The 18,134-nt window shown below is 36.9% G+C and carries 12 protein-coding genes; 2 read left to right on the forward strand and 10 right to left on the reverse strand.

The genetic code is table 11. From position 1 onward, the window contains the following. Nucleotides 1–321: 321 nt before the first annotated feature. From ACKGJN_RS13405 to ACKGJN_RS13430, 6 genes are all read right to left on the reverse strand, one after another. Nucleotides 322–777, reverse strand: coding sequence for a CAP domain-containing protein (locus ACKGJN_RS13405; protein WP_409540058.1), 456 nt, complete (start codon nucleotides 775–777; stop codon nucleotides 322–324). A 475-nt stretch (nucleotides 778–1,252) separates the two neighbouring features. Beyond that, on the reverse strand, nucleotides 1,253–2,158 hold the full coding sequence (locus ACKGJN_RS13410; RefSeq protein ID WP_409540059.1) for a ribonuclease Z: 906 nt from the start codon (nucleotides 2,156–2,158) through the stop codon (nucleotides 1,253–1,255). A gap of 174 nt (nucleotides 2,159–2,332) precedes the next feature. Beyond that, nucleotides 2,333–2,665 carry a ribonuclease Z gene (locus tag ACKGJN_RS13415; protein ID WP_409540060.1) on the reverse strand — a complete coding sequence of 111 codons (333 nt, stop codon included), beginning with the start codon at nucleotides 2,663–2,665 and terminating at the stop codon, nucleotides 2,333–2,335. 23 nt (nucleotides 2,666–2,688) lie between these two features. Next, nucleotides 2,689–3,618 (reverse strand): aspartate carbamoyltransferase catalytic subunit, encoded by a 930-nt coding sequence (locus ACKGJN_RS13420; RefSeq protein WP_409540061.1) that lies wholly within the window; start codon nucleotides 3,616–3,618, stop codon nucleotides 2,689–2,691. A 3-nt stretch (nucleotides 3,619–3,621) separates the two neighbouring features. Beyond that, a complete protein-coding gene (pyrR, locus tag ACKGJN_RS13425; protein ID WP_409540062.1) occupies nucleotides 3,622–4,200 on the reverse strand; it encodes a bifunctional pyr operon transcriptional regulator/uracil phosphoribosyltransferase PyrR in 579 nt (192 codons plus the stop codon). Nucleotides 4,201–4,296: 96 nt separating this feature from the next. Continuing rightward, nucleotides 4,297–5,490, reverse strand: a complete 1,194-nt coding sequence (locus ACKGJN_RS13430) for a hypothetical protein (protein WP_409540063.1) — start codon at nucleotides 5,488–5,490, stop codon at nucleotides 4,297–4,299. A gap of 498 nt (nucleotides 5,491–5,988) precedes the next feature. Between ACKGJN_RS13430 and ACKGJN_RS13435 the strand changes: the two genes are divergently transcribed. Continuing rightward, nucleotides 5,989–7,263 carry a carboxypeptidase-like regulatory domain-containing protein gene (locus ACKGJN_RS13435; protein WP_409540064.1) on the forward strand — a complete coding sequence of 425 codons (1,275 nt, stop codon included), beginning with the start codon at nucleotides 5,989–5,991 and terminating at the stop codon, nucleotides 7,261–7,263. Nucleotides 7,264–7,432: 169 nt separating this feature from the next. On the opposite strand, the gene malQ is transcribed toward ACKGJN_RS13435, so the two are convergent. The 4 genes from malQ to treZ form a co-directional block, all read right to left on the reverse strand. Next, nucleotides 7,433–8,959 (reverse strand): 4-alpha-glucanotransferase, encoded by a 1,527-nt coding sequence (malQ, locus tag ACKGJN_RS13440; protein WP_409540065.1) that lies wholly within the window; start codon nucleotides 8,957–8,959, stop codon nucleotides 7,433–7,435. A 2-nt stretch (nucleotides 8,960–8,961) separates the two neighbouring features. Then, nucleotides 8,962–11,625, reverse strand: a complete 2,664-nt coding sequence (gene treY / locus ACKGJN_RS13445; RefSeq protein ID WP_409540066.1) for a malto-oligosyltrehalose synthase — start codon at nucleotides 11,623–11,625, stop codon at nucleotides 8,962–8,964. Continuing rightward, nucleotides 11,625–14,048: a DUF3536 domain-containing protein gene (locus ACKGJN_RS13450; protein WP_409540067.1), complete on the reverse strand. Its 2,424-nt coding sequence runs from the start codon at nucleotides 14,046–14,048 to the stop codon at nucleotides 11,625–11,627. The genes treY and ACKGJN_RS13450 overlap by 1 nt, the downstream gene beginning before the upstream one ends. 94 nt (nucleotides 14,049–14,142) lie before the next feature. Beyond that, a complete protein-coding gene (gene treZ, locus ACKGJN_RS13455; RefSeq protein WP_409540068.1) occupies nucleotides 14,143–15,966 on the reverse strand; it encodes a malto-oligosyltrehalose trehalohydrolase in 1,824 nt (607 codons plus the stop codon). A 180-nt stretch (nucleotides 15,967–16,146) separates the two neighbouring features. Here treZ and ACKGJN_RS13460 point away from each other — a divergent pair, with 180 nt between their 5' ends. Beyond that, complete coding sequence (locus tag ACKGJN_RS13460) at nucleotides 16,147–18,132, forward strand: alpha-1,4-glucan--maltose-1-phosphate maltosyltransferase (protein WP_409540069.1); 1,986 nt, start codon at nucleotides 16,147–16,149, stop codon at nucleotides 18,130–18,132. Nucleotides 18,133–18,134: the final 2 nt, after the last annotated feature.

The raw sequence follows: 18,134 nt of genomic DNA on the forward strand, positions 1-18,134 counted from the left end.
TGTTCCAAAGAGGAACACCAACTTAACAGAAGATCTATTTTTAGTGTTATAAAGATGAATTAAAATTTTTTGCTGAAGAGTTAAAAGGCAAAAACAATTAATGGTATTAAAAAAGCTACTCCTGTAAATGCAAGGGTAGCTTTTTTAATACCTCATTGAGGGTTTAATTCCCCGAGGCTTGCCTCGATTTTTTAAAAGTAATTTCCAATTCATACCTCGTGGGCTTGCCCCGAGGTTTCTGATTTTCAATTTTTCACCAAACTTAGAAGCTCATATATTCAGGATTTTTGAACCTTAGTAGTATGGTTCCTTCCTTCCCTATTATCTTCTTACAAATATATTGGTGAAATAATTCTTTTCATTCTCATCCTGTTCAACAGATACGCCAAAATGAGTGAAGTCTCCTTCTATATTCGCCAAATGGCCTTCGCTTTCTATCCAGGCCCGTACAACCGCATTTGCTGTACTGTAACCATATCCAACATTTTCACTCACCGACTTAGCTCCTATCTCATCAACCAGGTTTGCAAATCTCACATTGAAATTGTCATGGTTAACAACATTTTTTTCTACCATATAAACCGTATGACTTTCGGCCTGAAGGGTAATTTCATCAACTTTTTTAAGAGTACTTAGCCCTTTGCTTTTTCTGTAATCATTAACCGCATTTAAAATATCTACTTCAATCTGGCTGTAAGCGAACGCGTCAACAAGATTTGCGGTTTTTAATTCGGCGTTTTTATTCGGAGAAATACTGTCTTTTGTGCATGAACTCAATGAAAAAACGCATAAAAAAATCAGACACGACAGTTTTGTATTGTTAAACATAAGCAAGTAGGTTAATAGGTTTGGAATAGCCAAAATACATAAAAAATCGTTTAAAAACACACCAAAAAGAATTTTTGATCTATTTTACGTTAATTTTAACTAAATTTGTAATATTATTCTTACATAATTAAGTACGGAAATCGAATTGCAAGAACTAAAAGTGGAGTTATTAAAGGAAAAACACAGTAGGGCGGAAAGTAGGGAAATTGTAAATTATTAAAGGATCAACACTCCCGGTAAGGTTCACAGGGCAGAAAATGGTGGAAATAATAAATTAGAATGAGATCATCCAGGAAAGCAAGAACCTTTAGGCTATTCCACGAGGTATAACCCGATATTATCGGGAGGAAAATATTTTAAAAAATTCGAGTCAAGCCCGCCTGAATGATTCGGGAAGGCGGCGGGTTAAACCCTCAATGAGGGATTAAAAGTTAAAGGTTTTTCCATCTTCGGCAAGTTGCACCGAATCAAAAACTGTTAAGGCTTCCTCTTTAAAAAGATTTATATTCCCATAACGCGTAGAATAATGTCCCAATATTAAGGTTTTAACCCTGGCCTGTTTGGCAATCATTGCAGCTTGTTTTGCCGTGGAATGTCTTGTAGGCTCTGCCAATTCCTGATTCACCTCTAAAAAAGTAGATTCATGATAAAGCACGGTTGCTTCCTTTATTTGAGGAACGATTTCAGGATAATAGACCGTATCACTGCAATAAGCATAACTTTTGGGTGGTTCCGGATCTGCCGTAACCAATTTATTGGGAATGGTTTTTCCGTCATTGGATTCCACGTCTTTCCCCAATTTCAGGCTTTTATAGAGAGAAACATCTATATTGTACTCCACTGCCTTATTGATGAGTAATTTTCTGGGACCGATCTTTTCCTTAAATAAAAATCCATTGGTGTAGATACGATGCTTTAGCGGAACTGTTTCCACCGTTACTTTATCATCTTCATAAAGCAATTTCGGTTCTTTTCCTTCCAGTTCATGAAAGTACAAAGGGTAATTGGTCCAGGAATTTGAAAGCTTTAGCTGAAGGGTTATAATTTCCCTTATTCCTTTTGGGCCGTAAACGTGAAGTTCTGCTTCTCTTTTTAAAAGTCGGAAGGTAGAAATCAACCCTACCAATCCATAGGAATGGTCTCCATGCAAATGAGAAATGAATATATGCCTGATATTCGAGAATTTCACCTTATTTCTTCTCAATTCCACCTGGGTGCCTTCTCCGCAATCGATTAAAAAAAGATGATTGTTTATTTCCAGAACCTGGGAAGTAGGGTTGGTAAAAGTTCTTGGGGTAGCAGCGTAACAGCCTAATATTGTAAGTTTCATTAATTAACTAATTAATTTTTTCTCTAAAAAAACCCATGAATTCAATTCTCTCCTGATCTATTTTTGGATGCTATAAAAACCGAAAGTAGAATCCAGGATTGCTAGAGTTAGATAATTCTGAAAAAATATGGTTTCAGAGCGGAAGGGTATCATAGAATTAAAACTATAAAAGGATTATAGTCCCAGTTCCCGTTGCAGTTCATCCATATTTATAACATCCTCTGCCTCCCTTAAGGTTGGGGCCACTATTAAATCTTCAGGCACTTTATCTATTTCAATATTGTCTTTTACAATAACAAAGGATTTTTTCTCATTAAAGTGTATCATTGCGATTTCCAAAAACATCAACAATTGTTCAGAACTTAGATTTTTATGCTCCAGCAAATTGACCACTAAATTATATTCTTTAAAATCGGAATGTCTTTTGGTCAATTCATCCGCAAATGCGGTTAAATCACCCTTTTCATCCTTAAGTATCTTATAATTCTCTTTTTCAGTAATTTGCATGATGCTATATTTTAATATATTCGCTACGGCTTAATTTTAGAAGCTAAAAGGTAAATTACAGCCATTCTAATTGCAACGCCATTTTGTACCTGATCCAGAATGATGGCCTGTTTTGAATCGGCTACATCGCTGGTTATCTCTACTCCCCTATTAATTGGCCCGGGGTGCATTACAACAATCTCTTTATTTAAAGAGTTTAAAATTTCCTTATTTAAGCCAAATTGTTGTGTGTATTCCCTGGTACTTGGAAAATAACTTATCTCCATCCGTTCATTTTGTACCCGGAGCATATTTGCCACATCACACCATTCCAGAGCTTTTATAAGGCTTGTTTCCACACCAACCCCCAAAGACTGGATATACTTCGGAATCAGGGTTTTTGGCCCGCAAACCTTCACTTCAGCTCCCTGAAGTTTTAGTGCAAAAATATTTGAAAGCGCCACGCGGCTATGCAGAATATCTCCCACAATAACCACTTTTTTACCTTTAACTTCTCCTAATTTCTCCCTTATAGAATAGCTATCCAGCAAGGCCTGTGTGGGATGCTCATGAGTTCCATCTCCTGCATTTATAATACTTGCACTTACGTTTTTTGAAAGGAATATGCCCGCTCCGGGATTTGGATGACGCATCACCACCATATCCACTTTCATTGCCAAAATATTATTTACGGTGTCTATAAGCGTTTCTCCTTTGCTAACAGAAGAAGATCCTGCAGAAAAATTAATAACATCGGCACTAAGTCTTTTTTCTGCCAGTTCAAAGGAAAGCCGTGTCCTGGTGCTGTTTTCAAAAAACAAATTGGCGATGGTAATATCCCGTAAAGAGGGAACTTTTTTAATTGGACGGTTGATCACCTCTTTAAAATGGTCGGCGGTTTTAAATATTAAATCAATATCCTCCGGAGTAAGATATTTAATACCTAATAAGTGGCTAACACTTAATTCGCTCATAGGTTACTCTTTTTTTTGTTTTCCCTGCACCTGGGAATTGTTTTCCTTTGGTAATAAATACACCGCATCTTCGCCATGAAGTTCCTTCCAGTGCACTTTCACCTTTTCATCGTTAATGGCATCTACCTGCCTTCCGTTATAATCTGGCTGAATTGGTAAATGTCGGCTGAATCTTCGGTCTATCAGGGTAAGTAATTCTATTTCCTTTGGCCTTCCAAAAGATTGGATCGCGGTAAGAGCGGCACGAATGCTTCGGCCGGTATAAAGCACATCATCTATAAAGATCACCTGCTTATCTTCAACTATAAAATCTATTTTTGTTCTATTTGCCTCAAGGGGTTTATCGCTTCTCCTGAAATCATCCCGGTAAAAAGTAATGTCCAGATGTCCATACGGAATGTTCTTTATATTGAATTCCTCCTGCAGAAGTTTTATGATCCTGTCAGCCAAAAAGACTCCCCTCGGCTGAATTCCAATGATGACTGTGTTTTCAAAACCCGGATGATCTTCGATTAACTGGCAAGCCAACCGATGTAGAATAATGTTGATTTCCTTTGCGTTTAACAACACTTTTTGGCTCATAACTTTTTTTGCTGTGCTTATATAAACAAAAGTAAGATTTTTTTTAGAAGATAGATTGTTTAAAATTTAAAGTTCTGGATTCAATGGCTAGGGCTACTATTCTACAATATACATCTCATTGGATGCCCGGATATAATCCTGCGGATTAAAAGTGGTTTCAAAACTGTTTCGCACCAAATCCAGTTTTAGGTCTAGTTGAGCTACCCTATCCTTCAGAAATTCATCCTGTTTGTATTTATTGATGAGCACTTTATATTTATCAAGATTTTCAAGAATTCTGAAAGTAAGCGTACCAAATCTTATTTTTAAATTTTGAACAGTAACCATCTGGTTATAATATTCCTGCTTCCAGTTCTCAGGGTTTTTATTCTTCACTTCCGAAATTTTATCTTCTGCTATTTTGGAAATATCAATTATATATTGCGTCCGTTTTTTGGCATCGGTCTCATCGGTGAAATTTTTCTTGAAATCAGATCGGTTAATTCCCAATATCGCCACAAAGTTTTCCTCCATCGCCCTATTCTGAAGTTCTTTAAGTTCATCAAGACTTTTGGTGATCGCTTTCCATTCGGTTTCTATCAGGTCTTTATCATGTGTGAATTGAGAGACGGAAGTAGTGAGCTTAAACATGCTCAAACTTTTTTCCCTAAGATCTTTGTCGCGTTTTCCCAGAGAATTTATAAAAGTTCCTATTCCATCAAAAAGGCTTCCAGCAAACATTCCTGTAAATGGAGTGCCTTCAGCAAGATTTCCGGTAACCTGTAATATATGACTAAGCGCTGCCAGGCGGGCTTGATCTTTTTTATTGTCTTCTATATATTTTTCAAATTCCTTAAACCAGGCTTCGTACCCGGGATACGTCATAGGATTACTCACTTTGTCCAGCGTGGTGTAGAATTCCCGTGAACTGTTAAAAAGATTCAATGGTTTTATTTCCCGCTCCATGGAAGCCAGATTGAGCACTGCAGAGCTATAATTATACTTGTATACAGAAATAGCATTTTTATCCAGTTCGGACTGTTTTTCTTCCAGAATCTGTACCCGTTCTAACAATTTATCAATTTTCTCTGCAGAAGAACTCGTATTTTTAATACTTTCATCAAGATTGGTGAGTTTGGCATCGATTTGTCTGATACGAAAATCCAGATTTTCCTTTTGAAGGGAACGCTCCCGGTTTAGCTCTGTGAGTACAAGGGCAGTTACGCTCTTATTATCATCGGTTAGTTGTGAATACCCCGAAAAGTGGGATAAAACAAGTACTATTAAAATTCCGTAAATTGATTTCTTCATCCTTTAATATTTTAATCCTCTAGTTGATAACGGAATACGGCTAATCATATTTTATGCCGATATTTATTTCAAATTTAAAATGTTGTAAGTTCACTTAACAAGCGTTCTCTGTTGTTAATTCAACTTACTTTCTTAAAGTAAAAAATAAAAAAGATTCCTGAAATAAAATTCCAGAATACCATGAATGATTTCCCAAGGAGCATATGCATAAAATCTCGCAATCTTAATATAGATTTTAAGTTGATTTTTTTCTGAAAGCCCTTTGAATGTCATTTGAATCTGCTGAAAAACGGTGTCTCCAACTCGCAGAATTAGATAATCTTTTACTTTAATTCTGTTAATAAATAATAGATTTTCAGTATCTTAGAAGGTATAATTTCGGATTAACCAAAATATCTGAATTAATTTAAGACCAATTGTTAAAATTAATAAATAACTGATAATTAAATATCTCTTTGGTTTAAATTACTTTGATTATTAAATAATAAATCAATAAAAATGAAAATTAAAAAATCCCTATTTTTCACTTATCCTATTATGTTTTTGCTGACTTTTCTCCTTTCAGGAAGCATTTTCGCTGTTGAACCTGTTGAAATTATCCAACAAACAACCGAATATAAAGGTGTTGTTGTTGATAGTAGATCCGGAGATGAAATAGCATCTGCATACCTTACCGTAGTTGGAACCAATATTTCAACCATCACCAATGCCGATGGAGAATTTTCCATTAAAATCCCTGTAACATTGAGTGAAGCAACGATTACCACCTCCCATCTTGGATACCAGAGTAAAACCCTTCCCCTGTCTTTTTTTAAAGCTGAAAATACACGGGTGGAACTTGATGAAATTGCAGAACGGTTATCTGAGATCAGTATATATGACGGAGGTGATGCACAATCCCTTGTAAAAAAAATGTTTGAGAAAAAGGAATCTAATTATGTAGACGAGCCAATTCTTATGACTGCTTTCTATCGGGAAACCATTAAAAAAGGAAGAAGAAATGTATCTCTTTCAGAAGCTGTGGTAAAAATATATAAGGCTCCGTACGATTCTTTTTCAAATGATGAAATCTCTTTGTTTAAGGCGCGTAAAACCGCCGATTATGAAAAGCTTGATACACTTGCCCTTAAATTAAGGGGCGGGCCTTATAATACCTTATATGTGGACATAATAAAGTATCCTCAATATCTTATGGAACCCGATATGCTCCAAAATTTTAAATTTGATTTTGATGCGCCTGTAAGGTTGGATAATCAAAATTTGTACGTGGTAAACTTTGAAAGTCATACTAAATCAATTCCCTGGTATTATGGTAAATTATTTATTGATACCGAAACCCTAAGTCTGGTAAAAGCTACGTATAATTTAAATGTGGATAACCGGAAAATGGCAAGTCAAATGTTTGTTAGAAAAAAACCGCGGGGATCTACCGTTTATCCAATAGATGTATCCTATCAGGTAGATTATCGCCAAAACGATGGGAAATGGCAATATGGATATGGAACAGCCAACCTGGTATTTGTGGTGAACTGGAAAAATAAGCTATTCAATTCGCGATATACCGTAAACGGTGAAATGGCGGTAACCGATTGGGAAACCCTTCCCGACTTTAAAATAAAAAAGGATGACTCCTTTATAAAACCTTCTGTCGTAATGTCTGATGATGTTTCAGGGTTTACCGACGTGAATTTCTGGGGAAATAATAATATTATTGAACCGGAAAAATCAATCCAAAATGCAATTGAAAAAATTCAACGCCAGCTACAGGAATAAAAAGCATAAATCTCGGGGAAAGCCTGAGACATGAATTGGAAAATACTTTTAAAAATCGATGCAAGCCTCGGGAAATTAAACCCTCAATGAGGGATTAATTTATAATCTACTTTTCAAAAATTTCTGTAAAAGAAACCTAAGAATAGAATAACCCCTTAAAACTAATACGTTAACTTTTAAGGGATTTTTCATTTTCCGGAATTTCAGATCTTCCGTATAATTCATTCATTGCTTTGAGTTCATCAGAATATAGTAGGGGAATATCTTCATAATCCACCCGCCAGGTCCAGTTTCCCTTTGTACTTCCGGGAATATTCATGAGTGCTTCCCCTCCCAAACCAATGATATCCTGCATTGGGATAATTGCAACCCTGGCAACAGAGTTAAGTGCCATTTTGTGCATGTGCAAATGAATGTTCTTTGAAGTAACCCTGGCACCAACATAATCCCTAAAATGGCGTTTTACTATCTTATCTGCCTTTTCAAACCAGCCTCTGGAAGTGTTATTATCGTGAGTTCCGGTATACACAAGATTATTAGGTAAGTGATTAAATGGCAAATAAGTATTTTCCACCCGCTCTTCACCAAATGCAAATTGCAGCACTTTCATACCCGGGAAATTAAAATCTTTAATAAGTTTATAAACAGGCTCATCCAGAGAACCAAGATCTTCAGCTATTAAAGGCATTTCAGGGAATTTCTTTTGAACTATATTAAACAAATCATTCCCTGGAGCTTTTGTCCATTTCCCGTTTTCTGCAGTCTTATCACCGGCATTAACTTCCCAATAAGCCGAAAAGGCTCTAAAATGATCCAGCCTAACCAGGTCGAACAAAAGCAAGTTCTGCCGTATCCTCTCAATCCACCAATCATATTTATTAAGTTGCAGTTTTTTCCAGTTGTAAACCGGAGTTCCCCATAACTGCCCTGTTTCACTAAAATAATCTGGTGGAACCCCTGAGATTTTAGCAGGTTCTTTATTTTTATCCAGCTTAAAATAACTGGCATTCGCCCAGCAATCTGCACTTTCGTGGTTAATATAAAAGGGAATATCTCCAATAAAATTAACCTTGTTTAGATGCGCATAATCAGAAAGTAAATTCCACTGAGAAAAGAACAGGAACTGAAAATACTTTGTTTTTTCAATTTCTTCAAGGTGTTCTTTCCTTGCTTTATTTAATGCTGCAGCTTTCCGGTCCCGCAAGGTCTCCGGCCATAAATTCCAGGAAACCCCAAAATGTTTACGCAAAGCTTTGTAAAGGCTGTAATCATCAAGCCATGATGCATGAGTTTTACAAAAATCCTTAAAAGCCGCAGGTATTTTTTTCTTTTTGAAATTAACAAAAGCTTCATCAAGTAAGGCTTTCTTAAATGTAGATACAGTTTCAAAATCTACTTTTGAAGGAATGGTATCTACAGGAAGTTCAAAATTTTGTAAATCGACCGCTCCCTCCCGTTCCAGAAGTTCGGGACTAATAAGGAGCGTATTCCCGGCAAATGCAGAATCACTGCTGTATGGAGAATGGGTGAAAGCCGCATCTGTAGGGTTTAATGGAAGAATTTGCCAGTATTTATGGCCCGATGCCTCCAGAAAATCTATAAATTCATATGCTTCAGGCCCCATATCTCCAATACCAAAAGGGGATGGCAAAGAGGTAATATGAATTAAAATACCACTGCTCCTTTTTAACTCCATATTTAGTTTTTGTTTTTCATAAATACAACCGGAAAATCATCAAAAAGATCTTTTAAGGCCAATTTACCCTCCGTGATCATGGTTTCATCTGTAAAAATTGAATCCCATTCCGAAGGAGCATTTTCGGGCAAATCTATAAAAACATCTTTAAATTGTTCTTTATTCGGGCTAAGGTTTTTAGGGTTAAACAATTCAGCAATTATAAGCGGCACTATAATAATTCTCCATTCTCCATTTAAAACCCTTGCATAGGAAATGAATTTTTCAGAATGTTCTCCTGAAACTAAAAGCGGGATGTATTCTCCTCTTTGAAACAAGTCCTTATCTTTCTTACGCTGCAAGAGGGATTTATTCAATACATACATTTTTATTTGTCCTGAAGTATAATTTGATTTCAGCAATTCCAGATCCTGGGAAAGTGTGTTCTTGCCAAAGCCTTTAAAATCTTCCAGGAATTTCATTCTTAAGTTATAATCTACCGGTCTGCGGTTGTCTGGATCTACAAAACTTAAATCCCATAATTCCGTTCCCTGATAAATATCTGGAATTCCGGGGGCAGTAATTTTTATAAGGGTTTGCCCAAGGGATTTAATCACACCCAACCCTGCGATTCTTTCAATAAAAGGATCCAGGGATTCCCTGAATTTTTTATGTTCCAGAATATCTTTTACAAACTTAAACACAGAATTCTCATATTCTTCATCCGGCTCAGCCCAGTTGGAATGGACTTTTGCTTCCCGAAGTACCTTCTGCAAAAATTCACAGATACGTGAGAAAAAATCGCTTTCCTCCTGAAAAGGCATTCCGGCAAAAAGTGTTTGATAAATGAAATATTCCTCATTAACATCAGGAATTTCTTTGTTTTCCCTTATTTCAGAATTAATCTCTTTCCACCTGTTAAAATTTAAAAACCATTCCTGCGAAAGTTCACTCAACACATCTAACCTCATCCGGGAATCTTCACCTCGTTTAGTGTCATGAGTGGCAGTAGCATTTAAGGATAAAGGAAATTCTTTTTTTCGATCCATCATATTTTGATGAAATTCTGCTCCTGTTATGCCAAAATTCTCTGGCGAATCCCCAACTTCATTGTGAACCACCAGCCGGTTATAGATATAAAAAGAGGTATCCTCTACCCCTTTTGCCGCCAACGGTCCGCTGAACTGCTGGCAACGTTGAAGAAAATATAAAGTCTCTGAAGTGTCTTTTCCGGCTTCTCCCATAAACAGGAGATTGAGATGCTTGAGCTCTTCTTTGAACTCCGGGAATTCTTTCAAGGCTGTTTTATAAGCCTGATGTAAAATCCCAATCTCATTTGGTTTTAATGGAAATTCCTGCGGATAGATCCGGTAAACGGGAACAGCAGCCAGATAGACACTTAAGGCTTCTTTCCAGGTGTCATCCTTATGGATATTCACAGATTCCGGAAGCAGATTTTGATTCAATAATGAACATAAATTATGAAGCTCCCCTCCCATTCTTTCCTTCAGAATAAATAATTTTTTCCGATATACAAGGCCTTCATAATCTGCATTTTCCGGGGATATTTCGGTATAAGCTTCTGTAAATGCTTTTTCATTATTCGCATCTGTAAATAAATGATTCAGTTTTGAAAGGAACTCATACCCGCTGGTTCCCGCCACTGGCCAGTGTGATGGAAGTTTTTCGTCGGCTTCAAGTATTTTCTCAACAATTATAAAAATATCACTTCCCAACATCTGCCTGAGTTGATTCAAATAACCTTCAGGATCAAAAAGCCCGTCTATATGATCTATTCTTAATCCATTGATTAAACCATCTTCACACAATTCCTTTATAAAGGTGTGATAGGCTTCAAAAACCTCCGGATCTTCCATTCGAATGCAAATAAGCCCATTTATGGTGAAAAACCTTCTGTAATTTATTTCCTGTTCTGTATGTTTCCAATGTGTAGGTAAAAAAAACTGTAGATCCAGTATTTTTTGAATCTCTTCGACTGAATGATTAATTTTTTCAATCGCTGCTGAAAGCTCCATTTTAAGCTGCGAGTCTTTTTCAATTTTCTGATAAAATGAATTCTTTAATTCATTCCAGTCTGAAGTATTTCCAGAGAAACCGGCAAATTTAACCGAAAAAGTCTCTTCTTTGATTCCTAAGAGTACCTGAGCATAAGTCCTTGCACTAAGCGGATACTTGCTTTCATAATAATTCAGGGAAAAACCATCCTTGTCAAATTTCAACTTTAATTCACTTTTTTCAAGAAGCTCTTCCAGGGTATTTCCAAAAAACGGGAGCATGACTTTTTTAAGCCCCTTATATTCCCAGTCAATGTCAAAATAATTATAATATCTGGATTTTGGCCCAAGTTCGAAGATATCCCTGATCCACGGATTTTCGGGATCAAATGCCATATGATTTGGCACAATATCCTGAAGCCAGGTAATTTGCTTTTCTTTTAACCTGGCGTTAATTGCTCTAAATTGTTTCAGGTCGCCAATTTCAGTGTTAATCCCAAAAGGATGCAGGACATCATATCCATGAGTGCTTCCCTCCCTGGCCTGAAATAATGGAGCCGAGTAAATTGTTGCAACCCCAAGTTCCTCAAGATACTCCAGGATCTTCACCATGTCCTTGAAAGTAAATTGTGGTGAAAGCTGTAAACGATAGGTTGAATCTACTCTTTGCATTAGATCACTAAATTTAATTTCTCTGCCATATTTTTGAAAGATTCCACCCAGTTGGTAGCTGTTTCGTCTCCGTTTTCACTTTCTTTAATAAAATGATCATAATGTTCATTTTTTATTCCAAAAGCGATGTTTTGAGCTTGCCATTCATTTGGACTTAACGGCCCCTCTTTAATAAAATCGAGTAATTGATTGATTTTATCAAGTAACTTTAAATCCTGAGGATGTCTTCTGAATTTACGCATACGTGAATTCAATTTTTTATCCATTAAAAAATTAAGCGTTACTAAATCCAGTCCAACATTGATTTGTCCTGCAGAATCTATAAGTTTTTTAAATTTTTCAATACTAAACGTTTTACTCTTTAAAACAGTAATCAATTTGCTGTTAACAGCCATCTCCACAGGCAGTTTCAACCGTTCCGGCACGGCCATATTGATTTCGTTAAATGTTTGCAGCAATGGATAACTGTTTTCAAAGATTTGCTGCATACTATTATCTACATTTTTCAAAGTATTTTCCATGATGAGTTCCATGATACTTTTCTGCTCGTCACGGAATAAATGCCAGAAGGAATAATTGTGGTTTCCAAAATAGGTATCCATCAAATTAAAAATTTCATAGACATTTCCCTGTTTAAAGAATTTTACAACGCTGGAATGCATTTCCTCCAGGGCATCCGGACCCAAATATTCCCGAACGCCTCCAAATAAATGGTGATCGCCCATATGTAAAACGGCATAGGAGATATCAATCGTTTCCCATGTAATATCCGATCGGAATTCTGTTCGTCCAATGATGAGTTTTTGTTTTCCGGCCTCATAATAATATCTTGATTTTACACTCGCACTAAAGTTGTAAAGGGAGACTTCTTCGGGAAATTCCTCAAATAATGATGAAACCGCATAATGAGCCCCAATACGGATCATATCCAAAGCCATTGGTTTTACAAATTTGTTATAGGCAGTAAGTGCATTCTCATATTCAGGAATATTGCTTGGTATATTTTCCAGGCTTTCAACAAATTCATCCTCGTAACTTTTTCCGCTAATCTCTTCTGCCAGCTGAATTGCCCGTTTTGCATAGAAGATATCCTGCATGGATTCAATTCCTGTAACTTCATCAAAAAACCATCCACAGCTTGTGTACATTAACATCGCGTGGTATTGCATTTCCATGAGCTTAAGCAATTTCACTTTTTCATCTTCAGATAAATCATCTCCAAAATTTTCAGAGAGAAAATCCTGAATATTATCTGTCTTTCTATTCAGGATAACCTGGATATACCGGTTTCTTACTTCCCAGGGTTCAGAAGTGTACTGCTTTAGCTCCTTTTCGTATAATTCGATGAGCTCCTCCCTAATCCAGTCAAAAGTTTCCCGCAGAGGTTTTCTCCATTTCTGGTTCCAGTTATCATTTCCTCCTGTATTACAACCACAATCACTTCTCCATCTTTCAACTCCGTGATAACAACTCCAGGAGGTGTTTTCTATGATTTGGGCCTCATATTCTGGTGGAAATTTCTCGAGGAATTCTCCATAAATAGTGAGATGGGCATCTTCACGTTCCTCTATATAATTAAGGCAATAGGAAAGCGCCATTTCCCCAAGGTTGTGATGATGACCATAACTTTCCCCATCTGTAGCAATATGAACTAATTGTACTTCTTCTTTATCTGAAAATCTGCCTTGAAGCTTATCTGCAAAACGAACACCGTCATTGAGCAAACCTTCAAAAGCTACAGCCTGCGAAGCTGGTCCATCATAAAAAAATAAACTTATACTTTTTCCGGAAGGCAAATTGCATATATATGCACGTTTGGTATTAACCTTGGCATTGGATGCATCCTCCCATTCTTCATCCCCAATTTTGCGAATATTTTTTGCCTGATAAGGTGAAAGTATGGTAAATTTAATATCGTGCTTGGCCAACATTTCCAGGGTAGAAGTATCTACCGCCGTTTCTCCAAGCCACATTCCCTCAGGATGCCTTTTAAACCTGGCCTTAAAATCCTCAATCCCCCAAATAACCTGGGTTTCCTGGTCTTTCTCATTGGCCAGTGGCATAATTAAATGATTGTAGGCTTGTGCAAGGGCCGACCCATGACCTGAAAAACGGTCCTGACTATCCTTATCGGCCTGAAGAATACCTTTATAGGTTTCAGGAGCTTCATTTTCCATCCAGGCTAACAAAGTAGGACCAATATTGAAACTCATCCAGCCATAATTATTCATAATGGATTCAATTCTTCCTTCATCATTCCAAATACGGGAAGAGGTGTTCCTTATATAACACTCTGCATTGATCCTGTGGTTCCAATCATGGTATGGGTAAGCAGAATCCTGGATCTCAACCTTATTCAACCAGGGATTTTCCCTTGGTGGCTGATAAAAATGTCCGTGTACACATACATATTTCTCTTTCATAGTATATTTTTCTATTTTGATTCCTCCTTTTATAAGCTTAGGAGCTATTTATATTAGATTTCCATTATGTTGGTTAAAATCAAAACCAGGGAATTTACCTCCGACTTTTTAAAATGATCAAAGAATTTGCCGGCAGACTAATTTTTTCTCCTCCTGCAAAATCAGAAGGGAAATCATAAGTTCCATTCCATTTTTTATCTGCTGAAGCCAGAATGAGCTCCCAACTTTTAGCGGCTTCCGGTAAAAGCATCCCTTCATTTTCATTATTGAAATTAAATAAAGCCATCAGTTTATTATCTGCACTGCTCAAAACAAGAAGTGTTTTCCTCTCTTCGTCTACTTCGGTGGTGATTTTATCCGTTCTGAAAGCATTAAAAGCACCTTTCTTTTTTAGCTGAATTAGATATTTATAATATTTAAAAAGGGCATTTTTAGTTGGTTCTTCTTTAAAAGCCCAATTCAGCTTAGAATCATTAAAAGTTTCTCTTGCCTGTGGATCGGAAAAATCTCCTTTTGTTTGTGAATTGAAATATTCGAATTCCCTTTTTCTTCCCTGCTGAACAGCTTTTACCAAATCCGGATCTCCATGACTTATAAAATATTGGAAAGGGTTTTCTTCTGCGAATTCTTCACCCATAAACAGCATTGGAATAAATGGGGAAGTAAAAAGTGTACCAGCAGCAAGCTTCAAACCTTCAAAAGAAATCAATTTAGGGAGTCTTTCTCCTAATAATCGGTTCCCAATTTGATCATGATTTTGAATACTAACAACAAAATTGGAAAATTCCATGCCAGCCGGACTGTTCCCAACAGTCCTTTTTCTAAAATGGGAATATTGGCCATCATAAACAAAAGCCTGCTTAAATGCTTTGGCTAGTTGCTCCATTTTACCATAATCCATATAATAACCTTCATTTTCTGAGGTAAGGACAGTATGTAGGGAATGATGAAAATCATCTACCCATTGTCCTTCCAATCCAAATCCGCCTTTTTCATAAGGATTTATAATTTTTATATCGTTTAAATCACTCTCTGCAATTAAAACATACTCCTTCCCTGTTTTTTGCTGAAGTTTGTCCACTTCCAAACTTAATTCTTTCAATAAATGTTTGGCACCCCGATCTATTATTTCGTGAATTGCATCGAGTCGCAATCCGTCAAAATGAAATTCCTCCAGCCACATAAGTGTGTTCTCAAGAAAGAAGTTCCTAACCTCATCTGAATATTTATCATCGAAATTTAGAGCAGCTCCCCAGGGAGTTTGGTATTTATCTGTAAAGTAAGGTCCAAACTGGGACAGGTAATTTCCTTCAGGCCCTATATGGTTGTAGACTGCATCAAGAATTACGGCCACTCCTTTCTCATGGCAGGCATCTATCATTTTTTTCAAGCCTTCCGGCCCTCCATAACTTTCCTGTGCAGCAAATGGATAAACACCATCATACCCCCAGTTTCGATCCCCAGGAAATTGTGAAATAGGCAGTATTTCAATACAGTTAATTCCAAGATCAAGAAGATGGTCTAATTTGCTGATAACAGCCTTAAAAGTTCCCTCACTGGTAAAAGTACCTATGTGAAGTTCATAAATAACCATTTGAGCTAGGGGAATTCCTTTCCAGGAACTATCATTCCAGGAATATGAATTTTGGTTGACTATCGCGGACCAGGAATGAACCCCAAGAGGCTGAAATCGCGATGCCGGATCTGGAAAATCCTCTTTTTCGTCCAGCCTGAATTTGTAATAACTTCCTACCGGTATTCCCGAAACTTCCTTTTCCCAATAACCCGAAAGATCTTTTGTGAGGACAACAGACGGCTTATCTTTAAATATAACCTCCACCTTATTTTTTAGGGGAGCCCACACAGTAAATGTCACTTTTTCATTGCTATTATACGCAGCTCCTATCTTTCTTCTCATATTCTTTTATTTTTTTTCCAAACAAATCTAAGAACGATATTAAGAAAATTTTAAGATTTAATATTATTTTAACGATACATTTTAAGATGCGGTCATAAAAATAAAGAGTTTAATATCCATTCTCCTTAAATTTTTTTAATTTAACAGGATCATAAATTAATATAAAAACAAGTTGTGCTCATGAGTATAGACGGCCATAAAAGAGTAATTATAGAAAATGTAAATCCGGAAATTGAATGCGGAAGATATCCAATTAAAAGAGTAATTAATGAAGAAATAAAAGTCACAGCCGACATTTTTGGAGATGGTCATGATAAAGTAAATGCACTTTTGTTGTTCAGAGAGAAGAAAAAAGGCACAGAGAAAGAAAAAAAATGGCAGGAACAATTATCTGAATCTGCAGAAAACGACAAATGGACTTTCAGATTTAAGAATGAAAAAACAGGTAGCTATGAATATACCATTGAAGCCTGGATAGATCACTTTTCTACCTGGCAATATGGCCTAAAAAAGAAATTTGAAGCCGGACAGCCAATGGACACAGAGTTGCTTATAGGAGTTGAAATGATGGATGAGGCCATGGCACGTGCTAATGCTTCAGAAAAAAAGAAACTCACATCCTGGATTGAAGAACTTCGAAGAGACAAAATTGAGACCGAATCTGTTGCCCTTGCATTAAGTCCGGAAGTAACCAACCTGATGTTCCGCCTCCGGGATCAAACCAAGGCAAGCCGCTACAGCAAGGTTCTTGAAGTTCAGGTGGAGCGTAAAAGAGCTTTATTTAGTGCCTGGTACGAATTTTTCCCGCGTTCTACTTCCCCAACCGAAGGAGCCCACGGAACTTTTAAAACCAGTGAAAAAATACTTCCCGAAATCGCAAAAATGGGATTTAATGTGATCTATCTGCCTCCTATTCATCCTATTGGACGGAGTTTTAGAAAAGGAATGAATAATGCCACCGAAGCCGGCCCAAATGATCCGGGATCTCCATGGGCTATTGGTTCAGAAGATGGCGGGCATAAAGCCATACACCCGGAACTGGGAACCATGAACGATTTCAAAAGCATGGTTTCCAAGGCTAATGAACTGGGAATGGAGATTGCATTAGATTTTGCAATACAATGTTCCCAGGATCATCCATATGTCAAGGAACATCCACAATGGTTTAAGTGGCGTCCGGATGGCACTGTTCAATATGCTGAAAACCCTCCTAAAAAATATCAGGATGTGCTGCCTGTGAATTTTGAAACAGAAGATTGGGAGAACCTTTGGAAAGAACTTAAAAGCATTGTGGAATTTTGGATAGATAAAGGTGTTAAGATCTTTAGGGTGGACAATCCACATACGAAGTCTTTTATTTTTTGGGAATGGCTTATCAAGGAGATCAATTTAAAACATGATGGGGTTTTATTTCTTGCAGAAGCCTTTACAAGGCCAAGAGTAATGGAAAAACTTGCTAAAGTGGGATTTACGCAGTCCTATACTTATTTTACCTGGAGAAATTCCAAAGAAGAATTTCAGGAATACCTAACCGAACTTTCAAAAACACAAATGCGGGAGTATTTCAGACCTAATTTTTGGCCTAATACTCCTGATATTCTGCCTATTTCCCTCGAAAACAAAAAAGAGCCCTCATTCCTTATACGACTATTACTGGCAGGAACACTTTCCTCCAACTGGGGGATGTATGGGCCGTTATTTGAATTTGGAATAAATGAAGCTTATCCGGGAAAAGAAGAATACACGCACTCTGAAAAATATGAAATAAAGCATTGGGATTGGGAAAACTCCACAAAAATTAAGGAGGTTATAACCTTATTAAACTGGATACGAAAAGAAAATGAGGCCTTACAAACCACATGGAATATCGAGTTTTGTGACACCGATAATGATATGTTGATTTGTTATTCCAAAATTAGCCAGGATTTAGAGAATAAACTTCTGGTTGTTATTAGCCTCGATCCAAAATTCAGTCAGACAGGATGGATTAAAGTTCCTTTAAAACAATTCAACCTTCAGGAGAATTTCCCCTTTACCATCACAGACCTGTTAACCGATTCCAAATATGTATGGGAAAATGAATGGAATTATGTTGCCTTGCATCCACAGGGAATTCCGGGACATATTTTCAAAATAGAAAATCACCAAAAAGAAAAGAATAAATAAAA

The organism is Gillisia xinjiangensis (assembly GCF_046298265.1).
GTDB lineage: Bacteria > Bacteroidota > Bacteroidia > Flavobacteriales > Flavobacteriaceae > Gillisia > Gillisia xinjiangensis.

Bases quoted from the DNA above. Each gene is read 5' to 3' on its own strand.
- ACKGJN_RS13430 (WP_409540063.1), bottom strand. From the start codon at position 5,490: ATGAAGAAATCAATTTACGGAATTTTAATAGTACTTGTTTTATCCCAC.
- ACKGJN_RS13435 (WP_409540064.1), top strand. From the start codon at position 5,989: ATGAAAATTAAAAAATCCCTATTTTTCACTTATCCTATTATGTTTTTG.
- ACKGJN_RS13410 (WP_409540059.1), bottom strand. From the start codon at position 2,158: ATGAAACTTACAATATTAGGCTGTTACGCTGCTACCCCAAGAACTTTT.
- ACKGJN_RS13415 (WP_409540060.1), bottom strand. From the start codon at position 2,665: ATGCAAATTACTGAAAAAGAGAATTATAAGATACTTAAGGATGAAAAG.
- ACKGJN_RS13420 (WP_409540061.1), bottom strand. From the start codon at position 3,618: ATGAGCGAATTAAGTGTTAGCCACTTATTAGGTATTAAATATCTTACT.
- ACKGJN_RS13450 (WP_409540067.1), bottom strand. From the start codon at position 14,048: ATGAAAGAGAAATATGTATGTGTACACGGACATTTTTATCAGCCACCA.
- treZ (WP_409540068.1), bottom strand. From the start codon at position 15,966: ATGAGAAGAAAGATAGGAGCTGCGTATAATAGCAATGAAAAAGTGACA.
- treY (WP_409540066.1), bottom strand. From the start codon at position 11,625: ATGCAAAGAGTAGATTCAACCTATCGTTTACAGCTTTCACCACAATTT.
- ACKGJN_RS13460 (WP_409540069.1), top strand. From the start codon at position 16,147: ATGAGTATAGACGGCCATAAAAGAGTAATTATAGAAAATGTAAATCCG.
- malQ (WP_409540065.1), bottom strand. From the start codon at position 8,959: ATGGAGTTAAAAAGGAGCAGTGGTATTTTAATTCATATTACCTCTTTG.
- pyrR (WP_409540062.1), bottom strand. From the start codon at position 4,200: ATGAGCCAAAAAGTGTTGTTAAACGCAAAGGAAATCAACATTATTCTA.